Annotated in this window: 16 protein-coding genes; 8 read left to right on the top strand and 8 right to left on the bottom strand. The window is 71.3% G+C overall.

Annotation, left to right across the window (positions count from 1 at the left end; genetic code table 11):
* Nucleotides 1–117: 117 nt before the first annotated feature.
* The 5 genes from ACLJOK_RS24395 to ACLJOK_RS24415 all read right to left on the bottom strand — a co-directional run bounded on the left by ACLJOK_RS24395 (nucleotide 118) and on the right by ACLJOK_RS24415 (nucleotide 7,496).
* Entirely contained in the window at nucleotides 118–975 is an 858-nt protein-coding gene (locus ACLJOK_RS24395; protein ID WP_410820932.1) for a spermidine synthase, read from the bottom strand.
* A gap of 18 nt (nucleotides 976–993) precedes the next feature.
* A complete protein-coding gene (locus tag ACLJOK_RS24400; protein ID WP_238690924.1) occupies nucleotides 994–1,953 on the bottom strand; it encodes a hypothetical protein in 960 nt (319 codons plus the stop codon).
* A gap of 37 nt (nucleotides 1,954–1,990) precedes the next feature.
* A complete protein-coding gene (locus ACLJOK_RS24405; RefSeq protein WP_410820933.1) occupies nucleotides 1,991–4,465 on the bottom strand; it encodes an AAA family ATPase in 2,475 nt (824 codons plus the stop codon).
* Nucleotides 4,465–5,613 carry an exonuclease SbcCD subunit D gene (locus ACLJOK_RS24410; protein WP_410820934.1) on the bottom strand — a complete coding sequence of 383 codons (1,149 nt, stop codon included), beginning with the start codon at nucleotides 5,611–5,613 and terminating at the stop codon, nucleotides 4,465–4,467. The genes ACLJOK_RS24405 and ACLJOK_RS24410 overlap by 1 nt, the downstream gene beginning before the upstream one ends.
* Before the next feature lie 131 nt (nucleotides 5,614–5,744).
* Nucleotides 5,745–7,496, bottom strand: a complete 1,752-nt coding sequence (locus ACLJOK_RS24415) for an ATP-binding protein (protein WP_410820935.1) — start codon at nucleotides 7,494–7,496, stop codon at nucleotides 5,745–5,747.
* 233 nt (nucleotides 7,497–7,729) lie between these two features.
* Here ACLJOK_RS24415 and ACLJOK_RS24420 point away from each other — a divergent pair, with 233 nt between their 5' ends.
* Both ACLJOK_RS24420 and ACLJOK_RS24425 read left to right on the top strand, forming a co-directional pair.
* Nucleotides 7,730–8,248, top strand: coding sequence for a SigE family RNA polymerase sigma factor (locus ACLJOK_RS24420; protein ID WP_410820936.1), 519 nt, complete (start codon nucleotides 7,730–7,732; stop codon nucleotides 8,246–8,248).
* Nucleotides 8,241–8,978 carry a hypothetical protein gene (locus ACLJOK_RS24425; protein WP_410820937.1) on the top strand — a complete coding sequence of 246 codons (738 nt, stop codon included), beginning with the start codon at nucleotides 8,241–8,243 and terminating at the stop codon, nucleotides 8,976–8,978. The genes ACLJOK_RS24420 and ACLJOK_RS24425 overlap by 8 nt, the downstream gene beginning before the upstream one ends.
* Before the next feature lie 4 nt (nucleotides 8,979–8,982).
* Here the strand turns inward: ACLJOK_RS24425 and ACLJOK_RS24430 are convergent, their stop codons facing one another.
* The gene (locus ACLJOK_RS24430) at nucleotides 8,983–9,729 is read right to left on the bottom strand and encodes a pyrimidine reductase family protein (protein WP_410820938.1); all 747 of its coding nucleotides are present in this window, start codon (nucleotides 9,727–9,729) and stop codon (nucleotides 8,983–8,985) included.
* Between the two features lie 150 nt (nucleotides 9,730–9,879).
* Between ACLJOK_RS24430 and ACLJOK_RS24435 the strand changes: the two genes are divergently transcribed.
* The 6 genes from ACLJOK_RS24435 (at nucleotide 9,880) to ACLJOK_RS24460 (ending at nucleotide 16,526) form a co-directional block, all read left to right on the top strand.
* Nucleotides 9,880–10,443, top strand: coding sequence for a plasmid pRiA4b ORF-3 family protein (locus ACLJOK_RS24435; protein ID WP_410820939.1), 564 nt, complete (start codon nucleotides 9,880–9,882; stop codon nucleotides 10,441–10,443).
* Nucleotides 10,444–10,755: 312 nt separating this feature from the next.
* Nucleotides 10,756–12,045, top strand: a complete 1,290-nt coding sequence (locus tag ACLJOK_RS24440) for an ABC transporter substrate-binding protein (protein WP_238683298.1) — start codon at nucleotides 10,756–10,758, stop codon at nucleotides 12,043–12,045.
* Between the two features lie 109 nt (nucleotides 12,046–12,154).
* Nucleotides 12,155–13,126, top strand: coding sequence for a carbohydrate ABC transporter permease (locus ACLJOK_RS24445; RefSeq protein WP_410820940.1), 972 nt, complete (start codon nucleotides 12,155–12,157; stop codon nucleotides 13,124–13,126).
* A gap of 10 nt (nucleotides 13,127–13,136) precedes the next feature.
* Nucleotides 13,137–13,979, top strand: coding sequence for a carbohydrate ABC transporter permease (locus tag ACLJOK_RS24450; protein WP_410820941.1), 843 nt, complete (start codon nucleotides 13,137–13,139; stop codon nucleotides 13,977–13,979).
* Nucleotides 13,976–15,397, top strand: coding sequence for a GH1 family beta-glucosidase (locus ACLJOK_RS24455; protein WP_410820942.1), 1,422 nt, complete (start codon nucleotides 13,976–13,978; stop codon nucleotides 15,395–15,397). Before ACLJOK_RS24450 ends, ACLJOK_RS24455 begins: the two co-directional genes overlap by 4 nt.
* Before the next feature lie 82 nt (nucleotides 15,398–15,479).
* Nucleotides 15,480–16,526, top strand: coding sequence for a LacI family DNA-binding transcriptional regulator (locus ACLJOK_RS24460; protein ID WP_091400709.1), 1,047 nt, complete (start codon nucleotides 15,480–15,482; stop codon nucleotides 16,524–16,526).
* A 248-nt stretch (nucleotides 16,527–16,774) separates the two neighbouring features.
* On the opposite strand, the gene ACLJOK_RS24465 is transcribed toward ACLJOK_RS24460, so the two are convergent.
* Nucleotides 16,775–17,986 (bottom strand): acyl-CoA dehydrogenase family protein, encoded by a 1,212-nt coding sequence (locus ACLJOK_RS24465; protein WP_410820943.1) that lies wholly within the window; start codon nucleotides 17,984–17,986, stop codon nucleotides 16,775–16,777.
* A complete protein-coding gene (locus ACLJOK_RS24470) occupies nucleotides 17,986–19,065 on the bottom strand; it encodes a phosphotransferase family protein (RefSeq protein WP_410820944.1) in 1,080 nt (359 codons plus the stop codon). The genes ACLJOK_RS24465 and ACLJOK_RS24470 overlap by 1 nt, the downstream gene beginning before the upstream one ends.
* Nucleotides 19,066–19,191: the final 126 nt, after the last annotated feature.

The following is a 19,191-nucleotide window of genomic DNA, read 5'->3' on the forward strand; positions in this document are numbered from 1 at the left end:
CCGGGATGTCCGTGACCAACGCCGACCCACGAGGTGGGCCGCCCGGTGGTACGCAGCGCCGGTCCCAGCGGATCAACGAACGACGAAAATAGTTCCCCGCCGCTGTCGAGTGGACGGTCAGCGGCGTACCGAGAAGAGCCCCGGCGGTGGCGGATCGGAGCCGGTCGCGTCGGCGTCCCGCACCACCTGCGCGCCACCGACGAAGCGGTCCAGGTCGTCGCCGGCCACCACCCGGCCGGGGAACCAGTCGCCGGCAGCGCGTCTGGTCAGCTCCGGCACCGGCGGTGTGGACCGCCCGGCGACCAGCACCAGATTTCCGTACCGGCGCCCACGCAGCACCGCCGCGTCCCCCACCAGACAGGCCTGCGGCAGCACCGAACGGACCGTGGCGACCTGCCCACGGGCGTGCCGCAGCGGCGGACCGTCGGCCAGGTTCGCCAGGTACCAACCGGCGGGGCGGAGCACCCGGGCCACCTCGGCGGCGTACTCCACCGACGTGAGGTGAGCCGGAGTACGCGCACCGGCGAACACATCGGCTACCACCACGTCGTAGCTGGCCTCCCGGGTGGACGCCAGCACCGCCCGGGCGTCCTCCACCCGGACCCGCAACCGTGCGTCGGACGGCCACGGCAACGCCCGACGGACCAGCTCCACCAGCGCACCGTCCACCTCGGACACCCGCTGGGTGGACCCGGGTCGGGTGGCGGAGACGTACCGGGGCAGGGTCAGCGCGCCGCCACCCAGATGCAGCACCCGCAGCGGCTCACCGGCCGGTGCGATCAGATCCACCGCGGCGGCCAACCGCCGCACGTACTCGAACTCCAGGTGGGTGGGATCGGTCAGGTCGACGTGTGACTGCGGCGCGCCGTCCAGCAGCAGCGTCCACGAGCCGGCCCGGTCCGGAGCCGGGACGAGCTCCGCCAGCCCGGTGTCCACCTGCTCGACCACCCGGTCACCCGCCCGTTTACGCCCCACCGGAACCAGTATCCGCGCTCATCGGGCGGCGCGGGCCGCGGCGGTCAACGCCCGGTGCAGCAGCCGGGAATCGCCGAGCAGGGCCCGCAGTCGGCGCTCCAGCCCGGCGATCGGGATCAGGTTCTGCGGGGCCCGCGGATCCTTGTACGGGGTGGACGCGAAGCGCGGCAGGGTCACCAGCGACAGGTCGGCCAGCTCGATCGCCGCCTCGACGGGCAGGTCGGCGGAGCACTCCACCCGGACGACGCCCGCCCACGGAGCGCCGATCGCCACCGGCAGCCGCAAATACCACGACCAACCACCCCAGGCGGTGCCGAGCCGGAACACCGGGGACCGCTCACCCGACGCCATACCCGTCACCACAGCTGTCAACCGGGCATCCAGATACTGACTGTGCTGCGTCTTGATGTAGCCCAGGGTGCGCGGCAACTGCCGACGACTACGCAGCGGGCCGTCCACCACCAACAGGTCACCGTCGACCCGGGCGGCGTCGGACACCGCCACCTCCAACGCGGTCAGCGGGCCCTGCACGGCGGCCGGCAGCTTCGCCAGCTCACCGGTGCCACCCACCCGGTGCACCGGGTAACGGATCGCACCCGCCACCACATCCTGCGCCGACGGGCTCGCGGTGAACAGGCCCCGGCCAACCCGGGTGCCCGCCAACTGCGCCGCACCCCGCCCCAGATCGCACCGGACCACCCCGGCCGCGTACGAGGCGGCCAACCCGGGAAACGACAGACCGTCGGTCTCGGCCGTCCAGATGCTCGCGTCGATGCGGCGAACCCCGTCGACCAGCAACACCACGTCGGGCGCCCGCACCCCCGGGCGTACCCCGATCGCCCGCCAGTCCACGGCGGGCACCTCCACGTCCGCGTCGACCTGGGCGCTGCTCGGCGCGGCCGGCCCGGCGGCGGACGCCTCGAACGACGCCCCGTACGCCGGATCCCACGAATCCACGAAGAACGCGGCGTCACTCACCGGCCGGACCGTCCCATCCGCGCTGCACTCCTCGCGCTCACCGGCCCGTCCGCTCTACCCGCGCCGAACGCGCATCCTTGCGCACCTCGAAGCGGACCGGAATCCGCTCGGCCAACGCCGGCACGTGGGTGACCACGCCGACCATCCGATCGCCCCGGGCCGCCAGGTTCTCCAGGGTCGCCGCCACAGTGTCCAGGGTGGCGGCGTCGAGCGTGCCGAAACCCTCGTCCAGGACGATCGACTCCAGGCTCGCCGCCGTGGTGGACATCCCGGCCAACTGCTCGGAGAGCGCCAACGCCAACGCCAGCGACGCCTGGAACGTCTCACCGCCGGACAGGGTGCGCACGCCCCGCCGCAGCCCCGCGTCGTGGTGGTCGACCACCACGAACTCGCCCTTGTCGTGCACCAGCTCGTACTGCCCGGAGGACAACTCCCGCAGGATCCCCGACGCGCCGTCGACCAGCAGGTCCAACGCCTCGGCCAGCAACCACCGCTCGAAGTTGTTGGCCCGCAGGTGCCCGGCGAGCGCGCGCGCCACCTGCGCCTCCCGCTCGTGCCCCGCCCGCTGCTCGCGCAACGTCCCGGCCTGCTCGCGACGCTCGTGCAGCCGCCGCCGGTCGGCGTCGGCCCGCTCCACCGCCACAGTCGCCGCGTGCACCGGGTCGTCCCCGACCGGCACGTCGGCGGCGGCGAAGATGCCCGCGATGGCCCGCTGCACCCCGTCGGCCACCGACTCGGCCTCCGCCACGGCGGCGGCCCGACCGGCCCGCTCGGCGCGGCGGCGGTCCGCCTCGGTGGTCGCCCACCCGGTCAACGCAGCCCACGCGGCAGCCACGTCGTCCCGGTCGGTCGCCGGTGGGCCGAACCGGGCCAACCCGTCACGGGCGGTGTCGAAGGCCCGCCACGCCGCCCGCAGCCGCTCCTCGGCGGCGTCCACCCCGGCCCGGGCCTGCCGAGCGGTATCGCGGCCGGCCCGGACCGCCGTCGCCGCCTCCTCCAGCGCGCGCCGCAACCGGGCGTGCTCGGCCAACTCCCGGCGCAGCACGGCCGGCTCGGCCGCGCTGGAGAGCTGCCCGTCCAGCTCGGCCAGCCGGGCGTCCATCTGCTCCTGCCGGGCCCGCGCCTGCACCAACAGCCGCTCCAGCTCCCGCGCCGCCGTGTCCCGCTCCTGCACTGTGGTCTGCGCGGCCTTGGTCGCGGCCCGCGCGGCCTTTCCCGCCGCCGTCGCGGCGGCCACCGCCGAATCGGCCGGCACCGCCGGCACCTCGGCCACCGGCTGCTCGCACACCGGGCACGCCGCACCGGCATGTAGGTGCACCCGCAGGCTCACCGCCAGGTCGGTGGCCTTCGCCTCCTCGTGGGCTCGGAAGGCCGCCTCCAGCTCGGCGTCGGCCCGCTCGGCGACCACGCGGGCGGCGGCCAGGGCCGCCACCGCCGCGGCGTGCTCGTCGTTCGCCGCGCGCACCGTCGCCCGGACCGTGTCGGCCTCGCCGGACAGCCGACCCCGATCGTCGTACGCCCGCAGTTGCAGTCGCAGCGCGCTCTCGTCACCGGCGGCGGCCAGCTCGCCGCGCAGCTTGTCCTCCCGCTCCTCGGCCAGCGACACCGCGGTCGCCGCCGCCTCGGCGTCGGCCCGCGCCGCGGCGACCGCGCGAGCGACAGCGCTCACCCCAGCCGGCGCGCGTACCCCGGTCAGCACTGTCAGCTCGTCGTCCAGCGCGGTCAGCGCCGCCGCAGCCTCCCGTGCGGTGAACCGGGCCGCCGCCAGCTCCGGCACCGCCTCGGCCACCGCCGCCGCCAGCTCGACCATCCGGTCCACCCGGGCGTCGGCCTCGGCCAACGCCTCGTCGTCGACGCCGGTCAACCCGGCGAGCACCTGGTCGACCGCCTCCAGCCGGGCCTCCGCCTGGGCGGCGCGCGCCGTCGCCTTCTTCTGCACGTCCTCGTAGACGCCGAGGCCCAGCAGGTTGACCAGGATCTGTTGCCGCGTCGCCGGCTTGGCGTGCAGGAAGTCGGCGAACTGCCCCTGTGGCAGCACCACACAGCTGGTGAACTGCTCGTACGGCAGCCCCACCGCCTCCAGCACCGCCTGCTCCATCTCGGCGGGGGTGCCGGCCACCACCTCGCCGAGGTCGTCCGGGCTCAACCCGGTGTCCAGTTTGGTCACGTCGAAGCCGGCCGGCATGAGCTGCAACCCGGCGTTCGCGGTCTTCACATTGCCCCGGCCGTCCCGGCGGACCACCCGGGTCGCCACGTACCGGGCGCCGCCGGACTCGAAGACCAACCGCACCCGCGCCTCGGTCGCCGACGGTGCGAGCGCGTTCGCCAACCCCCGGGCGCCACCCCAGCGGGGCACCATGCCGTAGAGGGCGAAGCAGATCGCGTCCAGCACTGTCGACTTGCCCGAACCGGTCGGGCCGATCAGCGCGAAGAAGTCGGCGTCGGTGAAGTCGACTGTGGTCTCGTCCCGGAAGACCGTGAACCCGGCCATGTCCAACCGCATCGGACGCATCAGTGATCGACCTCCTCGAAAAGCTCGTCGAAGAGCTCCCGGACACCCTCGTCGGCGTGGCCACGGCTGTCCAGGTAGTCGGCGAACAACTCCCGGGGCGAACGCCCCGAGCGCTGGGCGATGCGCGCGCCGCTGCCCGGCGCGGCCAACAGCTCCGGGTCGATCCGGATCTCCAGGGCCCGGGGGAGCAGCTCCTGGATCTCCTCGCGCAGGCCGGCGCGGGGCTGCTCCCGCACGTACACCCGCAACCAGGCGTCCGGTGCCTCGATCTCGGCGAGCTGGGCCAGCGTGCCCCGCACCGTCCGCAGCGCGCTCGCCGCCGTCACCGGCACCTCCCGCACCCGGGCGGCGGTGCTGGCCGTCACCTCGACAATCGTCACCGAGGGGATGTTCTCCTGCTCACCGAAGTCCACAGCGAGCGGGCTGCCGCTGTACCGCACCGGGCAGGGGCCGGCGACGCGCTGCGCCCGATGCAGGTGACCCAGCGCCACATAGTGCGCGGTGGCCGGGAAGACGGTGGCCGGAACGGCGTAACCCAACACGGTGTGCGCGTCGCGCTCGCCGCCACCGGTGGCCGCGCCGGTCACCGTGAGATGCGCGGTGACCAGGTGCACCCGGTCCGGTTCGGTGAAACCCTCGGTCAGTCGCCCCAGCACCCGGCCCAGGTGGTCGGCGTACGTCTGGTTGGTCTCCGCGGCGGTCAGCTCGTACATCTCCAACGCGCGCACCGCGTACCGCTGGGACAGGAACGGCAACGCGGCCAGCCGCCACCGCTCGCCACCGGCGGTCGTGCCGTCGATGACGTGCTCGTCCGGATTTTCCCGCACCCCTCCGCGCAGCGTGATGCCGGCGGCATCGGCCCACGGACGCAGCGCGTCGAGCGCCGGGCCGTTGTCGTGGTTGCCGCCGATCGCCACCACGTCCGCGCCGGTCCGCCGCAACGCCGTCAACGCCCTGGTGACCAGGCGGGTCGCCTCCGAGCTGGGCGCGGCGGTGTCGTAGAGGTCACCGGCGACGATCACCAGATCCGGCTGTTCGGCGCGGGCGATCTCGATCACCCCGGCCAGCACGGCCTTGTGCTCGTCGGCCCGGGACTGCCCCTTGAGCACCTTTCCCACGTGCCAGTCGGAGGTGTGCAGGATCTTCATGGCTGTGCTGGCCTTCCGTTCGCGACTGCGGGGCTCGCAAGCTCACTCCTCGCGCTCACCTGTGCTGGCCTTCCGTTCGCGACTGCGGGGCTCGCAAGCTCACTCCTCGCGCTCACCTGTGCCGGCCCTACCTAGAACGGGATGTCGTCGTCGGTGCCGCCGCCGGAGCCCACCACGGCGAACGGGTCGGCGGACTGGGTGATCGAGCGCAGCGTCTCCGATGGTGCCCGGCCCGCCTCGGAGACCCGGGTGGCCCAGGCCGGGAACGGGAACTCCAGACAGAGCGGCACCGGGATGTCCGGCTGGTTGACGAACATGGTGCCGGGCTTGGCCAGCAACGCGCGCTGGCGCTGCGCGGGCGGCAGGAAGCCGTACTCCGGGCGGGATGCCTCGGCCGGGTCGAGCCGGCCGACCACCCGGATCGCCGAGTTGGTGACGATTCGCCGCTCCACCTCGCTCGCCGTCTGCTGCGCGCCGATCAGGATCACCCCGAGCGAGCGGCCCCGCTCGGCGATGTCCAGCAGGACCTCCTTGATCGGCGAGGAGCCCTCCCGGGGGGCGTACTTGTTGAGCTCGTCGAGGACGACGAAGAGCAGCGGCTTGGCGGTGCCGGACTTCTCCTTGCGCTCGAACTCGCTCTTGAGCGTCACACCGACCACGAACCGCTGCGCGCGGTCCGGAAGGTTGTGCAGGTCGACCACAGTGACCTGCGCCGACTCGCTCGTGTTGATCGAGTGGGGGCGACGGGTGGCGAGGTCACCGCGGATCAGCCGGGCCAGGTCCTTCTTACTGCCGATCAAGCGTCGCGCGAACGCGTTGACGGTGCCCAGACCCACCGCGCTGCCCGCCCAGTCGGAACGGGTCTCGTCGTCGTTGAGCTGATCGACGATGTGGTCGACCAGATCGCCGTAGGAGCCGAGCCGAACCCCGTCGATGCTCACCCCACCGTCGGCGGGCTGGGCGTAGCGGGCCAGGTGCGCGGCCACCGAGTGGACCACCATCGTGTACTGCTGGCGCTCGTCGTCGGCGTCGGCGAAGACGTACGGCAGCAGACGGTCGGTGCAGAACTCACTCAGCGTCCAGTAGAAGGCGTCGACGCCGGTGAGCCGGCTGCTCACATCCGGTGTGCCGGCCGCGTCGCCGACCCGGGGAGGGGCGTACACGCGCACGTCGGGGAAGGCGCCGGCGCTCAGGCCGAGCTTCGCGTACGCCGCGCGGGTGGGCTCGTCGAGGCGGGTGTTGGGGTGGTCCAGGAAGAGCAGATCCTCACCCTTGACGTTGAAGATCAGCGCCTTGGCGTTGACCGCGTCGCCGCCCAGCACGCCGGAGCGGAACACCGAGTAGAGCAGGAAGGTGGCGAAGCTGGTCTTGGTGGCCACCCCGGAGATGCCGGAGATGGAGACGTGCGCGCCCCGGCTGCCGTCGAGGAAGTCGGCGTTGAGGTAGACCGGGACCCCGTCCCGACCCATCCCCATCGGGATGCGTCGCTCCATCCGGTCGAAGTGCAGCGCGCGCGCCCGGGCGTCGCCCTCGGCCCGGTGCACCACCGCGCCCGGGGTCGGCGGCACGTACAGCTCGGGGTCGACCCGGGTGGTGGTGATCTCGGCCGCCTCCTGCACCTGGGCGGGTAGCGTGCCGTCGGCGATGGCGAAAACGTCGGAGTCGAACTGGGCGCCCTCGTGCCGAGCGCGGACCTGAGTGACGACCCCGGCGATCGTCACCGGCTCCCGGTTCGGCAGCTCCCGGCGGGTGACCACCACGTCGTCGAGCTGGAGGTAGCTGCCGGGTGCCACGGCCGTCCAGAACTGCAAGGGGGTGGCGTCGGCGGTGCCCAACACCCGCCCGACCGCCTCGCCCGGGCTGTCGAGGTCGGCGTCGGTCATCGGGCGACTCGGGTCGGTCGGGCATCACGGTCGGCACGCATGAGGTGCATCCTGCCCGAGGAGTACGACAGGTCGCCACGCGACGCGGCGGACGACACCATGCGCCGTCACACTCATGACGCTGAGTGCTCGGCCGAGCGCACGAGGTGGGCGGGAGGCATGTCGCGTGCACCGCGCGAGGCCGGCACTCAACCCCCCGGGCGTCGGTGGCGTTACCTAGGCATGGAGCACCCATGAATGACGACTTCGGCGCCTTCGTCGCAACGAGCGGCCCGCGGCTGCTCCGCTTCGCTGTGCTGATCACCGGACAGCGGGCGGATGCCGAGGACCTGCTGCAGGAGGTGTTGGAGCAGGCGTACCCGCGTTGGCAGGCGGTCCGACAGCGGCAGCCGGAGGCCTACCTGCGTCGCGCGATGACCAACCGGCTCGTCAGCCGGTGGCGCTCGCCGTGGAACCGGCGTCGGGTCGCCGGCCTTCCGGGCACGATGCCGCAGCAGGATGAGACGAGCCGGGTGGACGACCGGGAGCTGCTGCTGGCGGCGCTGCGGGAGCTTCCGCCGCGAATGCGGGCAGTGGTGGTGGTCCGGTACTGGCTTGGCTTCTCCGAGTCGGAGGCAGCTGCCGAACTGGACTGTTCCGTGGGCTCGGTGAAGAGCCAGGCTTCCCGTGGTCTGCACCGCCTGCGGGCCCGACTGGAGGCTGCCGGGGTTTCCCCACTCGACCTCGACCTTGCGGAGGAGAACCATGCGTGACCACGAGATGGCCGGCCTGCTCGACCACGCTGTCGCGATCGTGGAACTGCCGCCCGGTCTCGTCCAACGGGTCATCAGCAGAAGCCGGGCGCGTCGCCGCCGGCGTCTGTTGCTGTCGGGCGGCGCGGCAGCTGTGGTGGTGGCCGCCGGGGCGCTGGTGCTCCCGCAGTTGGGGCCGGCCGGTGGCGAGGACGCGGGCACCGGGCCGAGCGCCGCCGTCGACGTCCCAGCCGAAATCGTCGGCCCTGACGGTCGACCGGTGACGCCGGCGCAGGTCCTGGCGGTCGGCCGGGTCGGAACGGAGACGCTCGTGCTGATCCGACGGGAATCGCGCGCCGAGGAGCGGGCCGCCGGGGGACAGGCGGCCGAGGTCATCGTCGCCCCGGACGCGGGCGAACCGCGCCGGTTGCTCGACCACCTCTCGTACGACCTGGCCTGCGTCGAGGGCGATGTGGTCTGCGCGACCGTCAGATCCACCGGCAGCGGGCTGGGCGTTGCCGTGGCCCGACGCTCCGGCGGCCGGCTCTACGTCCTGGTCCAGGCGCCGCCGGGGCGTACCGTCGAGGTCGTCGCCAACGGCGTGCCGCATCCGCTCGGCGCGGCGCCGCGGGGCGCGGTGGTCGAGGTGGTCGCCGCCGAGCCGTACGAAGAGGTGCAGGTCTGGGCGAGCATCGAGGACGGCCGGCGCTACCAGATACCGTGGGCTCCCGGGGCGGTGCTCGTCGACTGAGGTCTCACGGGCGGGCGTGGCGGAGCAGGAGGACACCGTCCTCGGCGGCGAGCACATGTCGCAGGGGCAGGTGCCGGGGCGGCGCGGCGGCGCCGGCGGTGATCCGGCCCGGTCCGGGGCCGGCCAGCAGCGGTGCGACGGTGAGACACAGCTCGTCCACCAGGTCGGCGGCAGTGAGCGCGCCGAACAGGTGCGGGCCGCCCTCGCAGAGCAGTTGGGTGAGCCCGCGGCGGTGCAGTTCGGCGAGGCCGGCGGCCAGGTCGACCCGCTCGGTGCCGCAGCGCAGCACGTCGGCGACGTCGGTCAGCCCGGGCGGCGGTTCGGCGTCGGCGTGGGTGAGCACCACCGGGCGGGTCGGCGCGTCGGCGAAGGCGGCCTGCGCCGGATCCAGGTCGAGCGAACCGGAGACGACCACCAGTGTTGGGTATTCGGCCAGCCCGTTGGCGCGGCGCCACGCGCGGCGGCGCTCGTCGAGGCGGACCGCCCGGTACCCCTCGTGGCGAAGCGTGCCGGCGGCCACCACCAAGGCGTCGCAGACCATCCGCAGCAGGCCGAACACCCGCTTGTCCGGCTCGCCGGAGAGACCGGCGGAGTAGCCGTCCACGGTGACCGCGCCGTCCAGGCTGGCCACGAAGTTCACCCGCAGTAGCGGCTCGTCGGCGCGGCCGTAGAGAGAGGTCAGCGCGGCGTCGTCGAGCGGCTGCGTCGACGGCTCGGGCCAGAGCCGTCGGATCGGAATTCCGACGGTCATTCGCCGGCCGGACCGGTGACCGGAGGGGTGGGTTCGGCGGTACGGTGCTGGCAGTCGCACCAGTTCCGGCCCGGGCAGTCGTCGTGTCGCCGGGCCCGGCACGCTCGGCAGATCATGCTCGCAGCCTAAGCCGCGGGAGGACAGGACAGCATGTCGCGTCAGATCTTCCAGCTGAAGATGTCCCTCGCCGGGACCCGTCCGCCGGTGTGGCGCCGGGTGCTCGTGCCGGCCGGCTACACGCTGGACCGGCTGCACCGGGTGGTGCAGCACGCGATGGGTTGGCGGGACTGCCACCTGCACTCGTTCGAGATCGACGCGATGCAGTACGGCGAGCCGGACCCGGACGGGGAGTTGGCGTTGCACGACGAGCTGGATGTGCGGCTCGACGCGGTGCTCGGCAAGGGCAGCCGGTTCTCCTACACGTACGACTTCGGCGACTGGTGGGAGCACGACCTGGTCGTGGAGGACGCGTTGACCGCCGACCCCGACGAGCGGTATCCGGTCTGCCTGGCCGGCGAGCGGGCCTGCCCGCCGGAGGGTGCCGGCGGGCCGTTGGGCTACCAGGCGCTCCTGGACGATCCGACCGTCCCGGCCGACCCGGCCGACCTGGTCAGCCCTAGCCACGGGCTGTTGCACGAATGGGCGGGCTCTTCCTTCGACCCGTCCCGCTTCGACCCCACCCGCGCAACCACCCTTCTCCGTCACTTCTGCTGACCGCCCCCTGAACTCCGGAACCGGGGCGTAGTTGATCAAGAGGTTTGCGTCTGCGGGGCGCCCTTTCCTGACCGAAACCTCTTGATCACCAGGGCTGGGGCGTGGGGTGTGATTGGGGTGGGTGCGGTGTGAGTGATCAGCGGTAACGATCTGGGAACGCTCCCAACGTCCTATTGACACTCCCGTTACCCGCCGGCAATCTCATGGGAGCGCTCCCGGAGGTGGTGTGTGTCACTCACGGACCCCGGCCCGGCGCGATGAGCACCCCCCACCACACACATCAGCCTCACCACCGGAAAGAGGGGTCAGCGAATGAGTGTCACCACGCGGCGTACCCGCCTGGCGGCCGCTGCCCTGGCCGCGATCACCGCGGTCAGCGGTCTCGCAGCCTGCGGCAACGACGACGACAAGCCGGCGGCCGGCGAGAAGCCGGCCAAGCTGGTCGTCGACACCTTCGGCGAGATGGGCTACGACGAGCTCGTCAAGCAGTACGAGAAGGACACCGGCATCAAGGTCGAGCTGCGCAAGACCGCACAGCTCGGTGAGTACCGGCCGAAGCTGGTCCGCTACCTGGCCACCGGCAAGGGCGCGGCGGACGTCACCGCCCTGGAAGAGGGCATCCTCAACGAGTTCAAGCCCAACGCGCGCAACTGGGCCGACCTCACCCCGCTGGTCGCCGACCACTCGAAGGAATACCTGCCCTGGAAGTGGGAGCTGGGCAAGGCGCCGGACGGCCGGCTGATCGGCCTGCCGACCGACGTCGGCAGCCTCGCCGTCTGCTACCGCAAGGACCTGTTCCAGGCGGCCGGCCTGCCCACCGAGCGCGACCAGGTGTCGGCGCTCTGGCCGGACTGGAAGGGCTTCCACGACGCCGGTCTGAAGTACAAGCAGGGCACCGGCGGCAAGGCGTTCATCGACTCGATCACCGCCGTCTCCAACGGTGTGCTCTTCCAGGGCAACGGTGACCTGTTCTACGACAAGGAAGACAACATCATCGCGGACACCAGCCCCGCGGTGAAGAACGCCTGGGACACTGCCACCTCGATGGCGGACATCTCCGCCAAGGCGTCCACCTGGTCGCCGGAGTGGTCGGGTGGCTTCAAGCAGGGCACCTTCGCGGCCACCTTCTGCCCGTCCTGGATGCTCGGCATCGTGTCGGACAACTCCGGTCCGGCCAACAAGGGCAAGTGGGATGTCGCGTCCGTGCCGGGCGGTGGCGGTAACTGGGGCGGCTCGTGGCTCGCGGTTCCGGCGCAGAGCAAGTACCCGAAGGAGGCGGCGAAGCTCGCCGAGTACCTGACCAACGCGAAGAGCCAGGTCGAGGCCTTCAAGCTCAAGGGCCCGCTGCCGACGAACCTGGAGGCGCTAAAGAACGACGCGTTCATCAGCTACACCAACGAGTACTTCAGCAACGCGCCGACCGGCAAGATCTTCGGGGAGAGCGTCGCCAAGATCCAGCCGACCCACCTGGGTCCGAAGCACCAGGCGGTCAAGGAGAACGCACTCGAGCCGGCTCTGCGGGCGTTCGAGAACGGGCAGGCCGACAAGGCGAAGGCCTGGGAGCAGTTCACGAAGGACGCCAAGACTCAGGGCGCATTCTGAGTGATTCCCTGCCGGTGGCGTTCGGGGTTTCCCGGACGCCACCGGCCGGTCCCCTCCGCGTAGCGCCCTGCGCGAGGGCCCCCGGGCCTCGCCGGAAAAGGAAATTCGCATGAGCCTGTCGGCCACGACGGCACGGCCGTCGCCAGCAGCACCGCCTTCTCCCGACGTCGATCGCCGACGTCGACGGGGAAGGTTACTCAACCGCCTTGATGTCAAGTACTCGCCGTACCTCTACATCGCCCCCTTCTTCCTGATCTTCGGCGTATTCGGGCTGTACCCGATGCTGCGCACCGCGTGGATGTCGCTGCACGACTGGGACATGATCGGCGAGCACACGTTCATCGGCTTCGACAACTACACCCGGCTGGTGTCCGACGAGTACTTCTGGAACGCGCTGGTCAACACGTTCGGCATCTTCGCCCTGTCGACCATCCCGCAGTTGTTGCTCGCTCTCTTCCTGGCGAACCTGCTCAACCGGACCCTCCTGCGCGCCAAGACCTTCTTCCGGATGGCCATCTTCATGCCGAACGTGGTGTCGGTGGCCGCTGTCGCGATCGTCTTCGGGATGTTGTTCCAGCGGGAGTTCGGCCTGTTCAACTGGCTGCTCAGCTTCGTCGGTGTCGACCCGGTCGACTGGGACGGGCACCGGTGGAGTTCCTGGACGGCCATCTCGTCAATGGTCAACTGGCGGTGGACCGGGTACAACACCCTGATCCTGCTCGCCGGCATGCAGGCGATCCCGAAGGACCTCTACGAGGCCGCGGAGATCGACGGTGCCGGTCCGTGGCGACAGTTCTGGCAGATCACCCTGCCCATGCTCAAGCCCACCTTCATCTTCGTGGTCATCCTGTCCACGATCGGCGGCATGCAGCTCTTCACCGAGCCCCTGCTCTTCGGCAACGGCAACATCATCGGCGGCAACCAGCGGGAGTTCCAGACGCTGGCCATGTACATGTACGAGATGGGCATCGTGAACCTGAACACCGCCGGCTACGGAGCCGCGATCGCCTGGGCGATCTTCATGATCATCATCGTGGTGTCGCTGTTCAACTTCCTACTCGTCCGCCGCTCGGCGAAGTGAGGAGAGATCGATGATCTCGGCTTCCCAGCGCCTGTGGCGCACCAGCCCGCTGACCTACCTGGCGCTCCTCCTGGCGGCGCTGCTGTCGATCTACCCGTTCTACTACATGCTGGTGATCGGCAGTCGCAGCCTGGACAACATCAACGACGTGCCGCCGCCGCTGACCCCCGGTGGTGCGTTCGGTGACAACTTCGGGCGGGTGCTCGACAACGACGCCGCCAACTTCCTCACCGGCATGATGAACTCGATCATCGTCTCCTCGGTGGTCACCCTGTCGGTGGTGCTCACCGGTTCACTGGCCGGGTTCGCCTTCGCCAAGCTGAAGTTCCGCGGCAGCAACGCCCTCCTGCTGGCGATCATCGTCACCATGATGATCCCGACCCAGATGGGGCTCATCCCGCTGTGGGGCATGATGCAGGACCTGGGGTGGTACGACACCCTCTACGCGGTCACCGTGCCGTTCCTGGTCACCGCCTTCGGCGTGTTCATGATGCGGCAGTACGCCAGCCAGGCGATCTCCGACGAGCTGATCGAGGCCGGCCGCGTCGACGGCGCGAGCACGTTCCGGATCTACTGGAGCATCGTGCTGCCCGCGCTGCGTCCCGCCGCCGGCGTCCTCGGTCTGCTGACCTTCATGGAGACCTGGAACTCGTTCCTCTGGCCGTACGCCATCCTCACCCCGGAGAACCCGACCCTGCAGGTCTCGCTCTCCTTCCTCTCGTACGCCTACTACACCGACTACTCCCAGGTGTTCGCCGCCACGGCGATCGGCACCATCCCCCTGGTAATCGTCTTTCTCGTGTTCGGCCGCCAGATCATCGGCGGGATCATGGAAGGTGCCGTCAAGTCGTGAGCAACCCCGCCAGCCCACCCGCCGTCGACGTCCTCGACGAGCGCCCCGGGCTGACCTTTCCACCCGGATTCCTCTGGGGGGCCGCGACGGCGGCGTACCAGATCGAGGGGGCGGCAGCCGTGGACGGCCGCGCCCCGTCGATCTGGGACACCTTCAGCCACACCGAGGGTCGGGTCGTCGCCGGGCACACCGGGGACGTCGCGTGCGACCACTATCACCGCCTCGGCGACGACGTCGCGCTGATGGCCGAGCTGGGCCTGAAGTCGTACCGTTTCTCGGTCTCCTGGTCCCGGGTGCAGCCCACCGGCAGCGGCGCGGCCAACCGGGGCGGCCTGGACTTCTACCGGCGACTGGTGGACGAGCTGCTGGCCAATGGCATCGAGCCGTGGCTCACCCTCTACCACTGGGATCTGCCGCAGCCGTTGGAAGACGCCGGCGGCTGGCCGGCTCGGGACACCGCTGCCCGCTTCGCCGACTACACGACGCTGGTGGCCGACGCGCTCGGTGACCGGGTGCGCTACTGGACCACGCTGAACGAGCCGTGGTGCTCCGCGTTCCTCGGCTACGGCTCCGGCGTGCACGCCCCCGGTCGCACCAACGGAGCGGACGCGGTGCGCGCCGGACACCACCTGATGCTCGGTCACGGCCTGGCCGTGCAGGCACTGCGGGCCGCCCGGCCGGCCGCCGAGGTGGGCGTGACCGTCAACCTCTACCCGGTCGACCCGGCCACCAACACGTCTGCCGACCGGGACGCCGCCCGGCGGATCGACGGGCTGGCCAACCGGTTCTTCCTGGACCCGCTGCTGCGCGGGTCGTACCCGGAGGACCTGGTGGCCGACCTCAGCACGGTGACCGACTTCGACCACGTGCGCGACGGCGACCTGGCGACCATCTCCACGCCGCTGGACCTGGTCGGGGTCAACTACTACAGCCGGCACGTGGTCGCCGCGCCGGTCGAGGGCGTCGAGGCCGACCCGGCCCCCTCGTGCTGGCCGGGCAGCGAGGACGTCCGGTTCGTCACCCGTGGCGTCCCGGTCACCGACATGGGCTGGGAGATCGACGCCCCGGGCCTGACCGAGACGCTGCGTCGGGTGAACGGCTACACCGATCTGCCCCTGTACGTCACCGAAAACGGCTCCGCGTTCGTCGACTCGGTGGTCGACGGGCAGGTCGACGACGTCGACCGGCTGGCCTACTTCGATGCCCACCTGCGCGCCGCCCACCAGGCGATCGACGCCGGAGTGCCTCTGCGGGGATACTTTGCCTGGTCGTTGATGGATAATTTCGAGTGGGCCTGGGGTTACACCAAGCGGTTCGGCATGATCCACGTCGACTACGACAGCCAGGTCCGCACCCCCAAGTCCAGCGCCAAGTGGTACGCCTCGGTGATCCGGCGCAACGGTCTGGCCGCACAATAGGCTCGGGCCAGCCATCAGGACGGCCCCGGCGTCCACCTCTCGCAGGTGGTGCCGGGTCCGCCCGCCGTCGGAGGAGCAGACGATGACAACGCAGCGCACCCGGTCGCTCGGGCGCCCGACCCTCGACGCGGTCGCGGCGCGTGCCGGCGTCGGTCGGGGCACGGTCTCCCGCGTGGTCAACGGCTCGCCCCAGGTCAGCCCCGAAGCCCGGGCCGCGGTCCAACAGGCCATCGCGGAGCTGGGGTACGTGCCGAACCGGGCCGCCCGTGCGCTCGTCACCCAGCGCACCGACTCCGTCGCGCTCGTGGTGTCCGAATCCGGCGAGCGGGTCTTCACCGAGCCGTTCTTCGCCAGCATCGTGCGGGGGATCAGCTCCGGGCTGCTGGAGACGCCGATGCAGCTCTGGCTGGCCATGGCCCAGTCGCCTGTCGAGCGGGAACGGGTCGAGCACCACCTCACCAACCAGCACGTCGACGGCGTACTTCTGCTGTCGTTGCACGACTCCGACCCGCTGCCGACGCTGTTGGAGGAGCGCGGCCTGCCCGCAGTGCTCGGCGGTCGGCCCGCCCGGATGCTGCAACCCGGCGCCCAACCGGCCTGGTTTGTCGACGTGGACAACGTTGGCGGGGCTCGGCAGGCGGTGGAGTACCTGGCGAGGCAGGGGCGGCGACGCGTTGCCACCATCGCCGGTCCGCAGGACATGGGTGCCGGCCTGGCCCGCTTGGCCGGCTACACCGACGCGGTAAAGGCCACCGGTGCCAGCGTCAACCCCGACCTGATCGCGTACGGCGACTTCAGCGAGGGCAGCGGCGCGGCCGGAATGCGCCGGCTGTTGGAGGTCTGCCCGGACCTGGACGCGGTCTTCGTCGCGTCCGACCTCATGGCGTTCGGCGCACTGCGTACCCTGCGCGAGGCTGGCCGGCGCGTCCCGCAGGACGTCGCGGTGATCGGCTTCGACGACGCGACGATCGCCCGACAGGCGGAACCGCCGTTGACCACTGTCTTCCAGCCGGTGGAGGAGATGGGCCGGCAGATGGCCCGCCTGCTGGTGGCCCGGATCCGTGGCGAGGAGCTACCCGCCTCCCACATCCTCCTGGACACCCAGTTGGTCCACCGAGCCTCCGCCTAACCTTCCCCCGGGTTCCCCAGGGACCCGGACGGCGCGCGTCGATCATGGAGTTGGCTTGGACATTCCGGCCATCCCGGCTCGCCAACCTCATGATCAAGAAGGCCGGCGGGCAAGATCGTGCTCGATCCTGGATCGAGTGGCCTCCCGGCGACCGCACGCCACTACATCCAGGATCGAGCGCGATCGTGGGGGTAGTGGCGCGCGGGGCGCGGTCGGGCAGGACTTGTTGCTCGGCGGTCAGTCGGGGGTTATGAGGCCCAGCGGCGGAGTTCGCGCTTGGCCAGGGAGTTGCGGTGCACCTCGTCGGGGCCGTCGGCGAGGCGCAGGGTGCGGGTTTGCGCCCAGAGGGCGGCCAGTGGCGTGTCCTGGCTGACGCCGGCGCCGCCGTACCCCTGGATGGCCTTGTCGATCACCCACTCCGCCATCGCCGGCGTGCCGATCTTGATGGCTTGGATCTCGGTGTGCGCGCCCTTGTTGCCGACGGTGTCCATCAGCCAGGCCGTCTTGAGCACCAGCAGGCGGGCCTGCTCGATGCGGACCCGGGACTCGGCGATCCACTCCCGGACCACGCCCTGCTCGGCCAGCGGTCGGCCGAATGCGATCCGCCCGAGCGCCCGCTTGCAGAGCAGTTCCAATGCCCGCTCAGCCATTCCGATCAATCGCATGCAGTGGTGGATCCGGCCCGGCCCCAGCCGGGCCTGGGCGATGGCGAAACCGGTGCCCTCGGCGCCGATCAGGTTCTCCGCCGGCACCCGGACGTCGGTGAAGTCGATCTCCGCGTGCCCGCCGTGCGAACCGTCGGTGTAGCCAAAGACGGTCATGCCGCGACGCACTGTCACTCCGGGGGTGTCCCGGGGGACCAGCACCATGCTCTGCTGGCGGTGCCGGTCGGCGGTGGGGTCCGTCTTGCCCATCACGATGAAGATCTCGCAGCGGGGGTCCATCGCCCCGGACGACCACCACTTGCGTCCGTTGATCACGTACTCGTCGCCGTCGCGGGTGATCCGGGTGGCGATGTTTGTGGCGTCGGAGGACGCGACGTCCGGCTCGGTCATGCAGAACGCAGAGCGGATCTCACCCTCCAGCAGCGGCATCAGCCACCGCTTCTGCTGCGCCTCGGAGCCGAACTCGGCCAGCAACTCCATGTTGCCGGTGTCCGGAGCCGCGCAGTTGACCGCCTCCGGCGCGAGGTGCGGGCTGCGCCCCGTCAGCTCGGCCAGGGGAGCGTACTGGAGGTTGGTCAGGCCGGCGCCGTAGCGCGGGTCGGGCAGGAAGAGGTTCCACAGGCCACGCTTGCGGGCCTCCGCCTTCAGCTCGGCCAACACCGGGGTACGCGACCACGGGTCCCCGGCGGCCACCTGCTCAGCGTGCACGGCCTCGGCCGGGTAGACGTGCTCGGTCAGGAACCGGGTCAGCTCGGCGCGCAGTTCCTCGGTCCGGCTGTCGTATGAGAAGTCCATCACCGCTCCCTGGCGGCGGTCAGCCCGTGCGCGACCAGCGGTGCCACCATCTCGCCGATCCGGTCGAAGCCCTCGCCGAGCGTCTGCCCGAGCGTGTGGCGGTAGTGGATTCCCTCGCAGATGACAGCGAGCTTGAAACAGCCCAGCGCCACGTGCCAGTGCAGCGGCCCGACGTCGACATCGCTGCGTCCGGCGTACCTGTCGATCAGCTCGCTGCCGGTGGGGAAGCCGGCGCGCGGGCCGAGCCCGTCGGCGACGGGGTTGCCGGCGGCGGTGTCGCTGCCGCCGAGCACGTCCCAGTACGTCAGCAGCAGCCCCAGGTCGGCGAGGGGGTCGCCGAGGGTTGCCATCTCCCAGTCGAGCACCGCGTGCACGGCGACCGGGTCGGCCGAGGCGAGGAGGTTGTCCAGCCGGTAGTCGCCGTGCACGATCCGGCCGGCGTTCGCGCCCTCCGGGGCGGTCGCCGCGAGCAGGTCACGCAGCTCGTCGATGCCGGGCAGCGGGCGGCTGCGGGAGCGGTCGAGCTGGCCGGCCCAGCGGCGGACCTGCCGGGCGAGGTAGCCCTCGGGGCGGCCGAAGTCAGCCAACCCGACGCTGGAAGGGTCGACGCTGTGCAACGCGGCGAGCGTGTCCATCATCGCCATGGCGAGGGCCCGGCGGCGTTCGTCGCCCAGCGGGTCGGTCTGCGCGCGGCTGCGGAACACCTCGCCGGGCATCCGCTCCATGAGGTAGAACGGCGCGCCGATCACCTCGGGGTCGGTGCAGAGCAGCAGCGCGCCCGGGACCGGCACCTCGGTCGGTGCCAGTGCCGAGATGACCCGGAACTCGCGCGCCATGTCGTGCGCGGTCGCCAGCACGTGCCCCAGCGGTGGGCGGCGCAGCACCACCTCGCGGTCGCCGAGGCGCAGCAGGTAGGTGAGGTTGGACTTGCCGCCCGCGATCAGCTGGGCACGCAGCGGCCCGACGGCCAGCTCGGGTCGGTGCGTTGCCAGGTGGTCGGCGAGACGGTCCAGGGCCAGCCCCGCCGGGGAGACGGGAACGGCCCCCGGCCGTGACTCGTCGACGGCCGGATCGCTCATCCGACTAGTTGATGGCAGCCCGCTCACGTTGTCAAGGTCAGAATTTCCGCTCGGGACATGCCCCTGCAACAGGGACGAAATGGTCAACTACCAGGCTGGGGTCAGCCTGCCGGCCGCTCTTTTGCC

The organism is Micromonospora sp. 050-3 (assembly GCF_046549335.1).
GTDB lineage: Bacteria > Actinomycetota > Actinomycetes > Mycobacteriales > Micromonosporaceae > Micromonospora > Micromonospora trifolii.